Genomic DNA, 17,291 nt, shown 5'->3' with positions numbered 1-17,291 from the left:
GTCCCGGATCCAGCGGTGTCCCGACGCGTCGACGGCGTCTCGCCGGGACGCCGTCGTCTCGCACCCCACGCAGTCTCGCCCGCGCCGCCGTCGTCTCGCAGCCCGCGCCGTCTCGCCCGGACGCCAGCGCCGCCCTCGCCCGGACGTCAGCGCCGCGCACCGTCCGGACGGCTGGTGCTCCTGGCCCCGTGTCCCGGGGCGACACCGTTTGCGAGCCGGGGTGGTACACCAGTACCCTCACGGGGTCCATCGCCAGCCGTTCGACGGGAACCCCCATGGCATCACCGCTCCGCATCAAGTCGATCGAGGCCTCCCTCGCCGACTCCGAGGAGGAGGGCCGCTCGCTCAAGCGGTCCCTCAAGACGTTCGACATCGCCGCGATGGGCATCGCGGTCGCCGTCGGCGCCGGCATCTTCTCGGTCGGCGCGAACGCCGCCGCGAACTTCGCCGGCCCGAGCGTCATCATCTCGTTCCTGCTCGCAGCCGTCACGTGCGGCCTGGCGATCATGTGCTACGCCGAGTTCGCCTCGACCATCCCGGTCGCCGGCTCCGCGTACACGTTCACGTACGCCACGATGGGCGAGCTGCTCGCGTGGATCGTCGGGTGGGACCTCATCCTCGAGACCCTGACCGCGAGCGCCGTCATCGCGAAGTACTGGGGCATCTACCTGAGCACCGCGTTCGGGGTCTTCGGCATCGACCTCCCCGACACGATCCAGCTCGGCCCGATCGGCTTCACGTGGGGCCCGGTCCTCATCGTCGGCGTCTTCACGCTGCTGCTCGCGTTCGGCACCCGCCTGTCGTCCCGCGTCTCCGCCGTCATCACGGTCATCAAGGTCGCGATCGTCGTCTTCGTCATCGTCGCCGGGGCGTTCTTCGTCAAGGCCGCGAACTTCGCCCCGTTCGTCCCGCCGGCGGAGCCGTCCAAGGGCGCTGAGGGCGGCGTCCTGACCCAGTCGCTCGTGTCCTTCGTGACCGGTCAGGCCCCGGCGCAGTACGGCGTGTTCGGCCTGCTCGCCGCGGCCTCGCTCGTGTTCTTCGCCTTCATCGGTTTCGACGTCGTGGCGACGAGCGCCGAGGAGACCGAGAACCCGCAGAAGACCCTGCCCCGAGGCATCTTCATCGGCCTCGGCATCGTCACGCTGCTCTACATCGGCGTCAGCATCGTCATCACCGGCATGGTCTCCTACCAGCGGCTCGCCGACGAGGAAGCGCCGTCCCTCGCCTCGGCCTTCGACATCGTCGGACTGCCGTGGGCCGCGGGCATCATCGCGATCGGCTCGCTCATCGGCCTGACCACCGTGGTGATGGTCCTGCTGCTCGGCCTGTCCCGCATCGTCTTCTCGATGAGCCGCGACGGACTGCTGCCCCGCTGGTTCTCGAAGACGAACCCGAAGACGCAGACCCCGGTGCGGGTGCAGGTCGTCGCCGGTGTCGTCGTCGCGTTCATCGCCGGGTTCACCGCCGTCGAGCGCCTCGAGGGCATGATCAACATCGGCACGCTCTCGGCGTTCGTCCTCGTGTCGATCGGCATCGTGGTGCTGCGCAAGACCCGCCCGGACGCACCGCGGGCCTTCCGAGTGCCGTGGGTGCCGGTCCTGCCGATCCTCTCCGCGGTGCTGTGCTTCTGGCTCATGCTCAACCTCGAGGTCGAGACCTGGCTGCGCTTCATCGCCTGGCTGGCGATCGGGTTCGCGATCTACTTCGGCTACAGCCGACGCAACAGCCGGGTGGGCAAGGGCCTGCAGTAGCGGGCGGCGGCCTCGCCGCATGCACAACGGGAAGCACCTCGCGCCACGGATCGCCGTGGCGCGAGGTGCTTCTGGTTGTGCCGGAGCAGCCCGCGCCACCGCCCGCCGCCCGCGCCGCCGCCCGCCGCGCCGGGTGCCGCGCGCCGCACGCCCCGCGCCGCGGCGGCTACGCCCCGACGGCGAGCGCGACGCCGAACGACAGCATCACGACGGCGACGAGCCCGTCGAAGACCCGCCACGTGAGCGGCTTCGCGAACAGCGGTCGGAGCAGTCGTCCCCCGAACCCGAGTGCGCCGAACCAGAGGCAGCTCGCGGCGACCGCGCCGACGGTCCACCACCAGCGGTCGTCGACGCCCTGCTGGTTCGCCACCGAGCCGAGGAACACGAGGGTGTCGAGGTACACGTGCGGGTTCGCCCACGTGAACACGAGCATCGTCGCGACCGCCGCGCCGAGGTTCGGGACTGCGCGGGTCGCGGAGACGGCTCGTGTCGCGACCGCGGGTGTCGTGGTCCGGCCGGGAGGCTCCTCCGCACTCCGTTCCGCAGCCCCGCCCCCGCCGTCGGGAACGACGGTGTCGTCGGCCCGCCGCGCGGCTCGGCCCGCGGCCGGTCCGGGGTCACCGGCCGCCTGCGCGGCCGTCTCGGACGGCGCTGTCGCGGGCGCCGCGACCGCCGTGGGCGCGACCGTCATCGGCGCCACCACGCCGTCGTCCGCCGCCTCCTGCTCGACGGCCATGGCCTCCCCGGTGGGACGGAACGCCCGGCGGGCCGCGAGCACCCCGTACACCACGAGGAACGCCGCGCCCACGAACCGCACCACCACGAGCGCGACGGGGAACCGCTCGACGACGACCCCGACGCCGAGCACCCCGGCGACGATGAGCACCGCGTCGGACACCGCACAGACGGCGACCGCGGCGGCGACGACCCGCGCCGGGGCGCTGACCGCGAGCCGGAGCAGGTACGCGTTCTGCACCCCGATCGCGACGATCAGGGCGAGGCCGGTGCCGAGGCCGGCGAACAGGGGGAGGAGGACGGTCACGATCTCGACGGTAGGAGCGACCCTCGGTTCAGTCCAGCTCACGATCCTGAAGGTCCGTAAGCTCTGCTGCATGCTCCGTCTGCAGCGGGACCACCTCGAGACGCTCCTCGCCGCCGTCGACCACGGCACGCTCGACGCTGCGGCCCGCGCCCTCGCGATCACCCCGTCCGCGGTGTCGCAGCGCATCAAGGCGATGGAGCAGCAGCTCGGCCGGGTGCTGCTCCGGCGGACGACGCCGGTCGCGCCCACCGCCGACGGTGCGGTCGTGCTCCGGCACGCACGGCAGGCCCGGCTCCTCGAGGACGAGACCGCCCGGGCGCTCGGCGCGGTCGGGGATGCCGACGCACCCGTCGTGCCGTCGATCCCGCTCGCCGTGAACGCGGACACGCTCGGCACGTGGTTCCTCGACGCCCTCGCGCTCGTCCGAGCCGACACGGAGGTCGTGTTCGACCTGCACCGCGAGGACCAGGACCGCACCGCCGAGCTCCTCCGTGCGGGCACCGTGATGGCCGCGGTCACCGCCGAGGCCGACCCGGTGCAAGGCTGCTCGTCGGTGGCACTCGGGGTCGACCGCTACCGGGCCGTCGCCGCGCCTGCCTTCGTCGACCGGTACCTCTCCGGTGCAGTGTCCGAGCGGCAGATGGCGGCACGGCTCGACGCGGTCCCGCTCGTCGACTACGACCGCGACGACGACCTGCAGCAGGGGTACCTCCGCCGGGTCCTCGGACACGCCCCTCGCGGGCCGCGGCACTTCGTCCCGACGTCGGCAGACTTCGCGCGCGCGGTGTCGCTCGGCTTCGGGTGGGGGATGCTGCCCGAGGCCCAGTGCCTCGACGGCCTGCGCAGCGGAGCACTCGTCGAGCTCACCCCGGGGCGTCGGGCGGACGTGGCGCTGTGGTGGCAGCGGTGGAACCTGGCGTCACCGCTGCTCGAACGGGTGACCGAGGCCGTGCGGGCGACCGCGCACGAGCGACTGCACCAGCCCGGCTGACCGCGGACGCTCTCCGCCCCGCCCAGCGGATCGCGGACCCCGCCGGCGGTGCCGGATCAGACGGTCGCCCGCCAGCGCAGCCCGTCGACGAGCAGTCCGACCAGCTGCTGGCTCTGCTCGGTCGTCGGCGCCCCGTGGCAGAGGTCGGCGACCGCACGGAGCAGCTGCGTGGCATCGATGTCGTTGCGGATGGTCCCCGCTGCCGAGGCCGCGTCGAGCAGTCCGGTCAGCGCCCCGCCGAGTCGACCGATGAACCAGGGGTGCAGTCCCTCGAACGCCGGGTCACCGGACTGGAGCGCCGCAGCGAGCCCGCGCTTCGTCGCGACGAACCCGGTGAACCGCTGGAGCCAGAGCGCGAGGGCGTCGTCCGGCGCGTGGTGGTCGGCGAGGTCCGCGGCGGCGTCGGCGCACTCCTCGACGGCCTGCTGGAACACCGCGACCACCAGGTCGGAGCGCTGCGGGAAGTGGCGGTACAGCGTGCCGACACCGACGCCGGCGAGGTCGGCGATCACCTTGGCGGGAGCGTCGACGCCCTGGTCGGCGAACACCTGACGGGCAGCGTCGACGAGGGCGTCGAGATTGCGGCGGGCATCTGCGCGCACGGTTCCTCCGAACGGGGTCGCGGTGAGGTCTTGCGGAAACGGAACAGCTTTCCGTATCGTTGCGGAAGAGCGTTCCGCTTCGTGCCAGCCTACGACGACCGGCCTCGGGACGCCACCGACAGGAGGCACCACCATGCAGTACCGCACCCTCGGCCGCACCGGCATCCAGGTCAGCCCCTTCGCGCTCGGCGCCATGATGCTCGGCACCGACGGTCGCATCGGCAACGGCGACGAGCAGGACTCCATCCGCATCGTGCACCGCGCGCTCGACGCCGGCATCAACATCATCGACACCGCCGACCGCTACTCGCAGGGCGGGTCCGAGGTGCTCGTCGGCAAGGCGGTCAAGGGCCGGCGCGACGACGTCGTCCTCGCCACGAAGTTCAACGGTCCGATGGGGGACGACCCGAACCGGCGCGGCAACTCCCGCCGCTGGATCACCACGGCGGTCGAGGACTCGCTCCGACGCCTGCAGACAGACCACATCGACCTCTACCAGGCACACCGTCCCGACGACACCGTGGACCTCGAGGAGACCCTGTCCGCACTCACCGACCTCGTCCGGAGCGGCAAGGTGCGTGCGATCGGCTCGTCGGACTTCCCCGCATCGATGCAGGTCGAGGCGCAGTGGACCTCCGAGCGTCGCGGTCTCGAGCGCTTCCGGTCCGAGCAGCCGACCTACTCGATCCTCAGCCGGGGCATCGAGCGCGAGGTCCTGCCGGTCGCCCAGCGCTACGGCATGGGAGCGCTGGTGTGGAGTCCGCTCGCCGGCGGCATGTTGACCGGGCGCTTCCGTCGGGGACAGCAGAACGACCTGTCGCGGGCGGGCATGTTCCGCCACGACCAGGACGACCGGCGGATCGACGCCGTGGAGCAGGTCGTCGCCCTCGCCGAGGAGGCCGGCATCCCCACCACCCACCTCGCCCTCGCGTTCGCGATCGCCCACCCCGGTGTGACGAGCGCGCTGATCGGGCCGCGGTCGGTGGAACAACTCGACGACCTGCTGGCGGCGGCGGACGTCGCGCTCTCCGACGAGGTGCTCGACCGCATCGACGCGATCGTCCCGCCGGGCACCGACGTCACGCGGCTCGACCAGCAGTACCAGCCGCCCGCGCTCCTTCGACCAGAGCTCCGCCGTCGTCCGGCCGCCGAGCGCTCCGCCGCCTGACGCCCCCTCGCCCTCCGGAGGACGCAACCCCGGCGGTTGCTCGCAGCGCTGTACCGCTGTACCGCTGCGAGCAGCCGCCCTCGTTGCGTCTCGCGAGAGCGCGAGAGCGCGGGGGAGCGGGGGAGCGGGGGAGCAGGGGAGTGGTGGCGCCCCCACCCGATCCCGCAACGCGGTGATGCGGGAAACCGCAAGAAGCAGCGGGGTCCTGCGGGATTCACACGACGGACACCCGAGCGCGTCGAGCGGGTCGTAGTGTCGCACTCGACCGACGGCACGGGCCGTCGTCGCACGACCGCTCTCGACACACCGAACACCGCGACCGCACCCTCGGTCGCGACCTCCCCGGCGCAGGATCCCTGGTCCCTCGCCGAGCCGGACCCATCCCGACGGTCCGGGCCCATGTCGCCACAGTCGCCGACGCCCGTCTCGCGACCCGTCGGCGTCCCTGCCTGCGGGCCGCGAGCTTCTCCCGACCCGACAGGAGATCCTCATGTCCGCACCAACGGACGTCCGTCGCGCACGCCCGGACGCCAGCACCCCGCAGTACCGCCGGAGCGCCCAGCCGCAGTCCCCGGACGCGGCCCGGCCCGTCCAGCCGCAGCAGACGGAACTGCTCCAGCAGCAGGCGCTCCCGCCGCAGCCGCTCCCCCAGCCGCTCACCCCGCGTGACCGCGAGCGCGCCCGTCGACGCCGGCAGGCCGAGCAGGTCGGGCACGTGCGACCCCGCTCCGAGAGCCGCGCGCACAGCCCCGTCATGGTGCTCATCGTGCTCGTCGCGACCCTCGGCGTGATGGCCTACGCGGTGTTCCTCCTCGACCCCGCGAACCGCGGCGACTTCCTGCCGTACGGCCTGGTGATCGTGGCGGAGAGCGTGCTGGTCGGCCAGGCGCTGCTGTCGATGTGGACGATCCTGTCCGGCGGTGCCGACCCCCGGGACTTCGCGTTCCACCACACGCAGGACACCCTGTTCGACCGGGACACGATCGAGCGCGACGGGCTCACCGACCAGCCGCACCGCTGGCCGATGCACGTGCGGGGCCGTCAGGTCGAGGTCGACGTCTTCATCACCGTCTACGGCGAGGAACTGTCCAAGATCGCCGCCACCGTGCGGGCAGCGGTCGCGATGCGCGGCGAGCACCGCACGTGGGTGCTCGACGACGGCCGGAGCGACGATGTCCAGGCGCTCGCCGCCCGGCTCGGCGCGCGGTACGTCCGCCGGCTGTCGTCGCACGGTGCCAAGGCCGGCAACATCAACCACGCCCTGACCCTCGCCAAGGGCGACTACTACGCCGTGTTCGACGCCGACTTCGTCCCGGAGCCGGAGTTCCTGTTCGAGACCGTGCCGTTCTTCGCAGACGACACCATCGCGTTCGTGCAGACGCCCCAGACCTACGGCAACCTGCACAACCTGGTGTCCCGCGGCGCCGGGTACATGCAGACCGTCTTCTACAAGTTCATCCAGCCCGGCCGGAACCGCTTCAACGCGGCGTTCTGCGTCGGCACGAACGTCATCTTCCGCCGCAGCGCGGTCGACGACATCGGCGGCATGCACACCGACTCGAAGTCCGAGGACGTCTGGACCAGCCTGATGCTGCACGAGCGCGGGTGGAAGTCGGTCTTCATCCCGATGACCCTCGCCGTCGGCGACGCTCCCGAGACGATCGAGGGCTTCACGAAGCAGCAGCTACGCTGGGCGACCGGCGGGTTCGAGATCCTGCTGACGCACTTCCCGTTCAACCCGAAGCACCGCCTGACGATGGACCAGCGTCTGCAGTACCTGGTGACGGCGAGCTTCTACCTGACGGGCATCGTCCCCGGGCTCCTGCTCCTCGTGCCGCCGCTCGAGATCTTCTTCGACCTCCGCCCGATGAACCTGTCGATCGGTGCGGGCGAGTGGGTGCTGTTCTACCTCGGGTTCTACCTCATGCAGGTGGTGCTGGCCTTCTACGCGCTCGGCTCGTTCCGCTACGAGACGCTCCTGCTCGCGGCGGTGTCCTTCCCGATCTACGCGAGCGCGCTCTGGAACGTGCTGTGCGGCAAGGAGCAGGCCTGGCACGTCACCGGTGCCGACCGCGGGCGGACACCCTCACCGTTCAACTTCATCGTGCCGCAGGTGCTCGTCTTCGTGTTCCTCACCCTGACCAGCGTGGTCGCGGTCTGGCGAGACACCGGCAACGGGCAGTTCACGCTCGCCACCGCGTGGAACATCACGAACACGCTGGTCTTCGCCGCGTTCATCGTCGCGGCGTTCCGCGAGCAGGCCCGCAACCGCGTGGCCGACCGGCAGCGCGCTCGCGGCGAGGCCGTCCGACCGGCCGCACCGCTGGTGCAGGCCCCGGTCAGCCCTGTGCGGACGACCGTCGTCCGCCCCGACACCCTCGAACCCCAGCGCGCCGCGATCGCCGGCGTCGCGATGCAGATGCAGGACGGACCCCGCGCATGACCTGGACCAACCGACTCCGACTGTTCGGCGGCCTCGTCGTCGTCCTGGTGATCGTCGCCGCGTGCACCCTCGTGTTCAACCAGCGTCAGAGCGCCGTGGCGAGCACCTCGGCGGCCATCGCCGCGCAGGAGTACGCCGTCGGCACCGACTACGGCGGGACCGTCACCGAGGAGTACGTCCAGGAGGGCGACTCCGTCACCAAGGGCGAGAAGCTCCTGCAGGTGCAGAGCCTGCAGCTGGCGCAGGACATCCGGAAGGGCGTCGTCGGCGCGGACACGCAGACGAGCGCGTACGACATCGGCGAGGACGGCTTCATCACGTTCAAGGCCGAGGTCTCGGGCACCGTGGCGAAGATCGACGTGAAGACCGGCGGCTACGTGCAGGCCGGTTCCGAGCTCGGCACCATCCACAAGGAGGACAGCCTCTTCGTCACCTCGGAGTTCACCGTCACCGCGCGTGACTACGGGCGCATCCGGAACGGTGCCGAGGTCGAGCTCCGCCTGCCGGACGACCGCACCATCACCGGCACCGTGAAGAGCGTCAGCGTGGAGACGAACGACGACGGCCGGGCGAAGACCACCGTCGACGTCGAGAGCACCGAACTGTCGGCCTCGCCGTCGTCGGGCATCACGAGCCCGGGGACGCCCGTCGACGCGACCCTGCACCTGCGCGACGACGGCACGCTGGCGGGCGTCACCGACGCCGTCCGCGACTTCTCGCGCCAGATCGGGCTGTAGCCGGTGCGGCACCACCTGCACACCGGCCGCCGCCCTGCGGGCGCACGCCGGCCCTCCCGGTCGACGCTCCTGGTCGTCCCCCTGGTGACGTCCGTCGCCCTGCTGCTCGCTGCGTGCACCGGGACGGGAGGCACGGACCACCCGACCCCGTCGGCCACCCCGACCGACGCGGCGGCCCAGGCACGCGCGGTCGCCGCCCTGGGCGACGTCGCGTCGTCGACGGTGGGCACGATGCGCCTGGCCGAGGGACTGACCCCGCCGACGAACCGGTGGTTCTCCGGCCTGGTGTTCGGCGACGCACCCCAGCCGGTGTTCCCGACGCCGATCTCGTGGCAGGTCACCGACCACGGCTTCGCAGCCGGACTGCCCGACGTGACCGCGACCGAGAAGACCATCGCCGGCGGCGCCGTGCCGCAGGTCGGCTTCGACCTCGGCGCGACGAGGACGCTCGTGTCGGCGTACGACGCGGTGTCGGTGACCGTCGAGCACCGCGACGGCGACACCGTGCTCGGGCACTCGGTCGTCGCCGAGGGGTCGCCCCTCGTGACCTACACCGCCGACCGCGACCAGACGCTGACCGGCACCTCGCCGCTCGACCCGACCGGCGACGGTACGGCGACGATGTCCGGCGGCGGTCGCACCTGGCAGGTCGTCGTGCGCGACGGCTCGGTCGCCGCGTCCGGCGTGCGCCTGCGCAGCGGCGGTTCGGTCGTGCTCCTGCCGACACCGGACGGCGCGTCGTCGTCCGAGGTCTCCCGGCTCGTCGCGGCCGCACGGCCGCTCTCCGGCTCGTCGCTGGAGCGCAGCGCGTCCGGTGGGTCCCAGCGCACCACGCTGTCGTACGACTTCGACGGCGGTGCCGGGGTGCTCGTGCCGCAGCCCGGCCAGGGCACCCGCGGGCTGACGTGCACCGACCTGCGGGTCGCGACCCTGACGGGCCCCGCACCGGTCTGCACCGGGACGGCGCTGCGCTTCGACGCCGACACCGTCGAGCCGTCCGACCGGCTCGACCTGTCCGGCCTGTCCGACGGCCAGCGGGACACCCTGGCCGCACAGGTCCGGCAGGACGCCGCCGGGGTCGACGCCTCGTCGTACGCGGCCGACTCGTACGGCGGCGGCAAGGACCTGTACCGCGTCGCCACGCTGTACCGGCTCGCCGTCGCACTCGGGCTCGACGACCAGGCCGCGGCGCTGAAGACGTCCGTCGTCGCGGAGCTCGACCAGTGGTTCGACCCGGCGGGTTGCGGCGGGAGGACCGCGCGGTGCTTCGCCTACGACCCCGAGGTCCACGGGCTCGTCGGCCAGGAGGCGTCGTTCGGCTCGGACGAGTTCAACGACCACCACTTCCACTACGGGTACGTGCTGTCCGCCGCCGCGATGGTGGCCGACGGTGATGCGTCCCTCGTGCGGAAGTGGCGCACCGTCGCGGACCTCGTCGCCGCGGACATCGCTTCGCCGACCGCGACGGAGTCGTTCCCCGCGCTCCGCGTCTACGACCCCTACGCGCAGCACTCCTGGGCGTCCGGCTACTCGCCCTTCGCCGACGGCAACAACCAGGAGTCGTCGTCCGAGGCGGTGTCCGCGTGGAACGGCCTGGCCCGCTGGGGCGCCGTGTCCGGGTCGGCCTCGCTCGAGTCCACCGGCACCTGGCTGCTGTCGAACGAGGCCGCCTCGGCGCAGCGCGACGTGCTCGACCCGGACCTGTCGGCGTTCCCGGGCTTCACGCACCGGGTCGTCTCGCTGACCTGGGGCGGCAAGCGCGACCACGCGACGTGGTTCAGCGCGGCGGCCGCGGCGCCGGCCGGCATCGAGCTCATCCCGATGCCCGCGATGGCGGCGGAGTACGTCGACGCGGGCGGCCGGCAGCAGATCGGTCGCGTGCTCGACGAGGCCGTGCCGGACGGTCGCTACGACGTCCAGTTCGGCGACTACCTGCTCATGTACCGGGCGCTCGGCGGGAAGGCCGACGCGGCGGCAGCCCTGCGCGACGCGGAACGGCTGCCGGACGCGGTGATCGACTCGGCGAACACGCGGTCGTACCTGCTCGCGTGGATCATGACCCAGGGTCGGGCGTAGCGGCCCGTCCCCCGCGCGAGCCCGACGGGCGGCACGACGGTCCACCGACCGCGTACCGCCCGTCGTTCGCTTCCCGGACGCCCTGGGGTCCTGCACGGGGACCGCGGCCTACCGTCCACCACATGACCACGCGAGCCAAGACCGCCACCGCGCTGCTCGGCGCTGCCACCCTCGCCCTGCTCCTGACGGCGTGCGACCCGGGCGGTGCCCAGAACATCGACCCGGTCGGCAAGGTCCCCGGGGACGAGCAGAAGTCGCAGTCGACCGAGTGCGCCGTCGCCGCGAGCAACGCCGTGGACGCGATCGGCACCGCGGTTGGTCCGCACGACACGACGGACTTCGCGAACGTGGCGGAGGGCGACGGCGGCTGGTACCTGGCCGCGTCGATCGTGCCGTCGGACAGCAAGGACGCCAACGACGACGAGCTGACCATCTGGGCGACGGAGACCGACCCGACGGCCGACGACTGGGACGGCACGATCTACGCCGTGAACCAGACCGCGAAGGACGCCACCTCGGACGAGTCACGCTCGGCGTCGCCGGCACCGAGCGCGTTCAGCGCGGACTCCGACGCCGCGAAGCGCGCCGAGAGCTGCGCCGTCGAGGCCGCCGACCGCTGACCCCGCCCCAGGCCTGGTGCCGCGCGGCCCCGTGCTGCTCGCCGGCGGGCCGTCCCGGGCTCCGGTCGGCTCGGCTCAGGTCTGACAGCGCGGGCACCAGTAGGTGTCCCGCAGCGTGAGCTCCGAGTCGCCGAGCTCGCCCCGACGCACCGGGGTCCCGCACCGCAGGCAGGGCTTGCCGGCGCGGCCGTAGACCCAGAAGCGGCGCCCGGGCCGGTCGACGCCCGTCGTGACGCGGTTGCTGCGGTCACGGTTCATCGTGATGAGCCGGTGCGACAGCGCGATCGCCCGCGCCGGGTCCGGCACCTGTCCGACGGGTCGCGTCGGCAGCACCCCCCGCAGGAAGCACAGCTCGTTCCGGTACACGTTGCCGAGTCCGGCCAGCACGCGCTGGTCGAGCAGCGCGAGCCCGATGGGGCGCTCCGGGTCCGCCGCCAGGTTCGCGAGCGCCCGGTCGGCGTCCCAGTCGGGACCGAGCAGGTCGGGGCCGAGGTGCCCGACGACCTCGGACTCCTGGTCGCGCGGGACGACCTCGAGCACCCCGAGGGTGAACCCGACGGTCGAGACGTCCGCGGCGTCGAGCACGACCCGGGCCTGGTGCGCGGGCCGTCGCCACCGCTCCCCGGGCGCGTAGACGTCCCAGCGCCCCTCCATCTTCAGGTGCGAGTGCACGGTCACGTCGCCGATGCGGTGCAGCAGGTGCTTGCCGCGGGGCACGACCTCGTCGACCGTCCGTCCGACCAGGTCGAGGGTCGCGAACGCGGGGACGCGGAAGTCCGAGCGGGTCAGGACCTTGCCCGCGAGCGCGGTGTGCAGGCGCCGGGCAGCGCGGAAGACGGTGTCACCCTCGGGCACGGTGCACCTCCGCTGCGGCTCGTCCGGTCGGCCGTGTCACGTCCCGTGCACGGGCGCACGCACGGGAGGCCCTGGTCGCGTCAGACACGCAGCCGCAGTCCCTGCGGGGTCGCCGTGAACCCCGCCTCGCGCAGTGCCGACCCGAGCGGCGTCTCCAGCACGAAGTCGCCGTCCACCCGCTCCACCGAGAGCTTCCGCAGCCCGCTCCGCACGGTGGCGGCGATCGACCGCGCCGCGACCGCGAGGTCCGCCGGGTCGTCGGTGAAGGTCAGGACGGACTTCCCACCGCGCTCGACGTAGACCGCGAGGCGGCCGTCGACGGTGGTCACGAGGGCTCCGGCCTTCCGCCCGGGTCGGTGACCGCGACCGCTCGTCGACGTCGACCGGCTGGCGGGGACAGCCGCACCGCGGGTGCCCGTCGGAGCGGCGTCGGCCGTGGCGCCGGGAGCAGCGGGGTCGGCGTCCGGGTCGGCGGGGGCGTCGTCCGACGGCCACGGCAGTGCCGCACCGTAGGGGTTCGCCGGGTCCGTCGCCGCGAGCGTGAGTGCCTGGCGTTCGCGGTCCGGGTCGGCGCGCTCGTCGTCGTCGAGGTCGCGTGCGTAGGTCCGGAGCCGGTCCACCGTCGGGCTCGTCGCGAACTGTGCCGCCCCGAGCCCCTCGACGAAGTACCCGCGGCGTGCCCGGCCGGACTCCTCGAACCGGCTGAGCACCCGGTAGACGCCCGCGAACCCGCCGCGGACGCCCTCGACCTGCACCGCACCGCGGGTCACGACGCCGTAGCGCTCGAGCAGCTGCTCGGCGGTCGCTGCCGCACGCAGCGTCGAGTCGGACTCGGCGAGTGGCAGGATCGACCACCGACCACCCACGGACGGCGGACCGGACTGCGACGGCAGCGTCGGCCGACGCCGCCCGCGGTACGCCCGGGCCCGCGGCGCGCTCGTCGACCTCGCCTTGCCGCCGAGCATCGACCGCAGCGGCGCGAACGTGTCGTTCGTGACCTGTCCGGCCCAGACCAGGTCCCACAGCGCGGTCGTCAGGGCCTGGTCGTCCGTGCTGCCGACCGCCTGGCCGAGCTGCCGGAAGAAGTAGGCACCGCCGCCGGCCAGCGCGCCGAGGACGTCGCGCTGCAGCTCGGTGGTCTCGCCCCCGTCCGGCTCCGCCAGGGTCGTCGACGCGGTCTCGGCGAGGTGCAGGCGCACCCAGCCGTCGTTCCCGGGCAGCGTGCCGCCGCCCGACCACAGGACCTCGCCGGTGGCGGTCAGCTCGTCGAGCATGCTCGTGGAGTAGTCGCTCACGCGGGACGGCAGCACCAGGGTCTCCCACGAGCTCGCAGGCAGGGCGACGCCGGCCAGCTGGTCGATGACCTGCAGCACCCCGTCGACGCCGCGCAATCCGCCGCGGGTGCCGGGCGCCTGGACGTGCTGCCACGCCGGCAGGAACCGGGCGAGGGTGTCCGGCGACACCGGCTCGACCTCGTGCCGGAGCGCGGCGAGGGACTTCGTCCGGATGCGGCGGAGCACCTCGGCGTCACACCACTCGGCGCCCTGGCGGTCCGGGCGGAACTCGCCCTCGACCACGCGGCGGTCGGCGACCAGGCGGCGCAGGGTGTCCTGCACGACGGCGATGCCGAGGCCGAGCCGGCTCGCGGCCTCCTGCGCGGCGAACGGTCCGTGCGACCGGGCGTACCGGCCGACCAGGTCACCGAGCGGGTCCACGACGGGTTCGACGAAGGCGGTCGGCACGCCGATCGGCAGCGGGACGCCGAGGGCGTCGCGGAGGCGGGAGGCGTCCTCGATCACCGACCAGCGCGTCGCACCGCCTTGCGTGAACGACAGCACACGGCGGTCGCGCTCGAGGGTCTCCAGCGCCGACCGGACCGTCGCATGCGCGGCATCGGGGTCAGCGGCGTCGGCCACCCAGCTGCGGGCGACGAGCTCGTCCAGCTCGAGGGCGCCGACGAGTCGCAGCACGTCGACGAGCCCCTCGGTGTCGCGCGCTCGACGGTCGGGGGAGAGCCGCTGCAGGTCGCGCTCGACGGAGGCGATGACCGCCGGGTCGAGGAGCTCGCGGAGCTCGGCCCGTCCGAGCAGCTCACCGAGCAGCGTCGAGTCGAGCGACAGCGCAGCCGCCCGGCGCTCGGCCAGCGGCGAGTCGCCCTCGTACATGAAGGCCGCGACGTACCCGAACAGGATCGACCGGGCGAACGGCGACGGCTGCTCGGTCTCGCGCTCGACCAGGCGGATGCGGCGCTCGGCGATCTGGTCCGAGATGCCGAGCAGCGCCGGCACGTCGTAGACGTCCTGCAGGACCTCGCGCACGGTCTCGAGCACGATCGGGAACGTCGGGTACTTCCGCGCGACCTCGAGCAGCTGCGACGCCCGCTGGCGCTGCTGCCAGAGCGGCGACCGCTGCCCGGGGTTCCGCCGCGGCAGGAGCAGGGCCCGGGCCGCGCACTCGCGGAAGCGGGCGGCGAAGAGCGCCGAGCCGCCGACCTCGTCGGTGACGAGCGCCTCGAGGTCGTCGCGCTCGAACACGAACAGGTCGGCGCCGGGCGGTTCCGCGTCGGTCTCCGGGATCCGCACCACGATGCCGTCGTCGGCCGCCATCGCGTCGCCGTCGATGCCGTGCCGTTCGCGCAGCCGGGCGCCGACCGCCAGGGCCCACGGCGCGTGCACCTGCATGCCGTACGGCGAGTGCAGGATGAGCCGCCAGTCGCCGAGCTCGTCGCGGAACCGCTCGACCACGAGCGTGGTGTCGTTCGGTACGCGACCGGTCGCCGCACGCTGGTCGCGCAGGAAGGTCAGGAGGTTCGTCACGGCCCGCTCGTCCAGCCCGCCGGAGGCGACCCGGGCACGCGCGTCGTCGTCGGAGGCCGCGTCGACCTCGCGCACGAACGCACCGGTCGCCCGTCCCAGCTCGGCGGGACGACCGATGCCGTCGCCCTTCCAGAACGGGACCCGCCCGGGCTGTCCGAACGCCGGGCTGACGATGACCCGGTCGTGCGTGATCTCCTCGATGCGCCAGCTCGTCGCGCCGAGGGCGAAGACGTCGCCGACGCGGGACTCGTAGACCATCTCCTCGTCGAGCTCGCCGACACGCGACGCCTTCTCGCCGACCATGAAGACGCCGAACATGCCGCGGTCCGGGATCGTGCCGCCGCTCGTCACCGCGAGTCGCTGGGCGCCCGGACGCCCGGTCAGGGTCCCGTGCACGCGGTCCCACACCAGGCGCGGCCGGAGTTCGGCGAACTCGTCGCTCGGGTACCGCCCGGTCACCAGGTCGAGCGTCGCCTCGAACGCCGACCGCGGCAGCGAGCTGAACGGTGCGCTCCGGCGGACCAGCTCGAACCAGTGCTCCACCTCGACGGTGTCGATCGACCCGGCGGCCACGGTGTGCTGCGCGAGGACGTCGAGCGGGTTCGCGGGCACCGAGATCGACTCGATCTGCCCGGAGACCATGCGCTCGACGGTGACCGCGCTGTTCACGAGGTCGGCGCGGTGCTTGGGGAACAGCACGCCGCGCGAGATCTCGCCGACCTGGTGTCCGGCGCGACCGACGCGCTGCAGGCCACTGGCGACCGACGGCGGGGCCTCGACCTGGACCACGAGGTCGACCTCGCCCATGTCGATGCCGAGCTCGAGCGAGCTGGTCGCGACGACGCAGCGCAGGCGTCCGGACTTCAGGTCGTCCTCGATGATCGCGCGCTGGTCCTTCGACACGGAGCCGTGGTGGGCGCGGGCGAGCACCGGGACCGACGGGTCGGAGCCGCCGCCCTCGGTCTGTCCGGACTGCCCGACGAGCTGCGCCGGCGGTCGCTTCGGCTGTGCGACGGGTGCGTGCGCGGACGCCCGACCGGGGGACTGCGTGACGGGAGCCGACCCGGCCACCGCACCCACGGCCTCCGGGGCGCCGACCGCAGCCGTGCCGACACCCGCCGTGTCGACGGCCGCGAGCACGCGTTCCTCGTGGATCTCGTTGAGCCGTGCCGTCAGGCGTTCCGCGAGTCGGCGCGAGTTGGCGAACACGATCGTCGAGCGATGCTCCTCGATGAGGTCGACGACGCGTTCCTCGACGTGGGGCCAGATCGAGCCGTTCGTCGGTGACTCGGTCGCGTCGGCACCGACCGGCGGGGCCCCGAGCTCGGTCATGTCGTCGACCGGCACGACCACGCGCAGGTCGAAGGTCTTCTGCGCCGGCGGTGCGATGATCGACACGGGCGCGCGGCCGCCGAGGAACCGGGCGACCTCCTCCGCGGGGCGCACGGTCGCGGACAGGCCGATCCGCTGCACGGGCTTCTCGAGCAGGTCGTCGAGGCGCTCGAGCGAGACCGCCAGGTGTGCGCCGCGCTTGGTCGAGGCGACCGCGTGGACCTCGTCCACGATGACGGTGTCGACGTTCACCAGGGTCTCGCGCGCCCGCGACGTGAGCATGAGGTAGAGCGACTCGGGCGTCGTGATGAGGATGTCCGGCGGCTGCCGCAGGAGCCGCTGCCGGTCGGACGACGGGGTGTCACCGCTCCGGACGCCCACCGTGACCTCGGGCGGTTCCGTCCCGAGCCGACGCGCGGTCTGCGTGATGCCGACGAGCGGGCTGCGGAGGTTCCGCTCGACGTCGACACCGAGGGCCTTGAGCGGGGAGACGTACAGCACGCGGGTGCGCTGCTTCGCCGGCGGACGGTCGCTCGCGCTGATGAGCCGGTCGATCGACCAGAGGAACGACGCCAGCGTCTTGCCGGAGCCGGTCGGGGCGACCACGAGCGCGTGCTGCCCGGTGGAGATCGCGTCCCACGCGCCCGCCTGCGCCGCGGTCGGGCCGGGGAACGCGCCACGGAACCACTCCGCGGTCGCGGGGGAGAAGCGCTCGAGGACGTCCGTCATGGTCCGTCCCATCCTGCCCGTCGCCGCCGACAGCGGCCCGAGGGAGGACGGTGCTTGACAGACCGACACGTAGCGATCTATCTTTGACGCATCGTGATAGGAACGCAATGTATCGCGAGCTCACGTCAC

The 17,291-nt window shown here is 73.0% G+C and carries 11 protein-coding genes; 7 read left to right on the top strand and 4 right to left on the bottom strand.

Features of this window, described 5'->3' with window-relative positions; genetic code table 11:
• Nucleotides 1–275 precede the first annotated feature (275 nt).
• Nucleotides 276–1,751: an APC family permease gene (locus J2X59_RS04865; protein ID WP_326495876.1), complete on the top strand. Its 1,476-nt coding sequence runs from the start codon at nucleotides 276–278 to the stop codon at nucleotides 1,749–1,751.
• A 166-nt stretch (nucleotides 1,752–1,917) separates the two neighbouring features.
• On the opposite strand, the gene J2X59_RS04860 is transcribed toward J2X59_RS04865, so the two are convergent.
• Entirely contained in the window at nucleotides 1,918–2,793 is an 876-nt protein-coding gene (locus J2X59_RS04860; RefSeq protein ID WP_326495875.1) for a LysE/ArgO family amino acid transporter, read from the bottom strand.
• A 70-nt stretch (nucleotides 2,794–2,863) separates the two neighbouring features.
• Between J2X59_RS04860 and J2X59_RS04855 the strand changes: the two genes are divergently transcribed.
• On the top strand, nucleotides 2,864–3,784 hold the full coding sequence (locus tag J2X59_RS04855; RefSeq protein WP_326495874.1) for a LysR family transcriptional regulator ArgP: 921 nt from the start codon (nucleotides 2,864–2,866) through the stop codon (nucleotides 3,782–3,784).
• Nucleotides 3,785–3,840: 56 nt separating this feature from the next.
• On the opposite strand, the gene J2X59_RS04850 is transcribed toward J2X59_RS04855, so the two are convergent.
• Nucleotides 3,841–4,386: a TetR/AcrR family transcriptional regulator gene (locus J2X59_RS04850; protein ID WP_326495873.1), complete on the bottom strand. Its 546-nt coding sequence runs from the start codon at nucleotides 4,384–4,386 to the stop codon at nucleotides 3,841–3,843.
• A 133-nt stretch (nucleotides 4,387–4,519) separates the two neighbouring features.
• Here J2X59_RS04850 and J2X59_RS04845 point away from each other — a divergent pair, with 133 nt between their 5' ends.
• The 5 genes from J2X59_RS04845 (at nucleotide 4,520) to J2X59_RS04825 (ending at nucleotide 11,430) form a co-directional block, all read left to right on the top strand.
• Entirely contained in the window at nucleotides 4,520–5,554 is a 1,035-nt protein-coding gene (locus tag J2X59_RS04845; RefSeq protein WP_326495872.1) for an aldo/keto reductase, read from the top strand.
• Nucleotides 5,555–6,044: 490 nt separating this feature from the next.
• Nucleotides 6,045–7,997, top strand: coding sequence for a glycosyltransferase family 2 protein (locus tag J2X59_RS04840; protein WP_326495871.1), 1,953 nt, complete (start codon nucleotides 6,045–6,047; stop codon nucleotides 7,995–7,997).
• Nucleotides 7,994–8,734, top strand: a complete 741-nt coding sequence (locus J2X59_RS04835; protein ID WP_326495870.1) for an HlyD family efflux transporter periplasmic adaptor subunit — start codon at nucleotides 7,994–7,996, stop codon at nucleotides 8,732–8,734. The genes J2X59_RS04840 and J2X59_RS04835 overlap by 4 nt, the downstream gene beginning before the upstream one ends.
• An 84-nt stretch (nucleotides 8,735–8,818) precedes the next feature.
• Nucleotides 8,819–10,810: a glycosyl hydrolase gene (locus J2X59_RS04830; protein WP_326495869.1), complete on the top strand. Its 1,992-nt coding sequence runs from the start codon at nucleotides 8,819–8,821 to the stop codon at nucleotides 10,808–10,810.
• 122 nt (nucleotides 10,811–10,932) lie between these two features.
• A complete protein-coding gene (locus J2X59_RS04825) occupies nucleotides 10,933–11,430 on the top strand; it encodes a hypothetical protein (protein WP_066657132.1) in 498 nt (165 codons plus the stop codon).
• Nucleotides 11,431–11,505: 75 nt separating this feature from the next.
• Here the strand turns inward: J2X59_RS04825 and J2X59_RS04820 are convergent, their stop codons facing one another.
• Both J2X59_RS04820 and J2X59_RS04815 read right to left on the bottom strand, forming a co-directional pair.
• Nucleotides 11,506–12,285, bottom strand: a complete 780-nt coding sequence (locus J2X59_RS04820; RefSeq protein WP_326495868.1) for an Fpg/Nei family DNA glycosylase — start codon at nucleotides 12,283–12,285, stop codon at nucleotides 11,506–11,508.
• 80 nt (nucleotides 12,286–12,365) lie between these two features.
• Nucleotides 12,366–17,162 carry an ATP-dependent helicase gene (locus tag J2X59_RS04815; RefSeq protein ID WP_326495867.1) on the bottom strand — a complete coding sequence of 1,599 codons (4,797 nt, stop codon included), beginning with the start codon at nucleotides 17,160–17,162 and terminating at the stop codon, nucleotides 12,366–12,368.
• Nucleotides 17,163–17,291 lie beyond the last annotated feature (129 nt).

It is taken from the genome of Curtobacterium sp. 260 (assembly GCF_030803485.1).
Classification (GTDB): Bacteria; Actinomycetota; Actinomycetes; order Actinomycetales; family Microbacteriaceae; genus Curtobacterium.
Note: the sequence above shows the minus strand (reverse complement) of the source record. Positions and strands in the feature narration are given on the sequence as shown.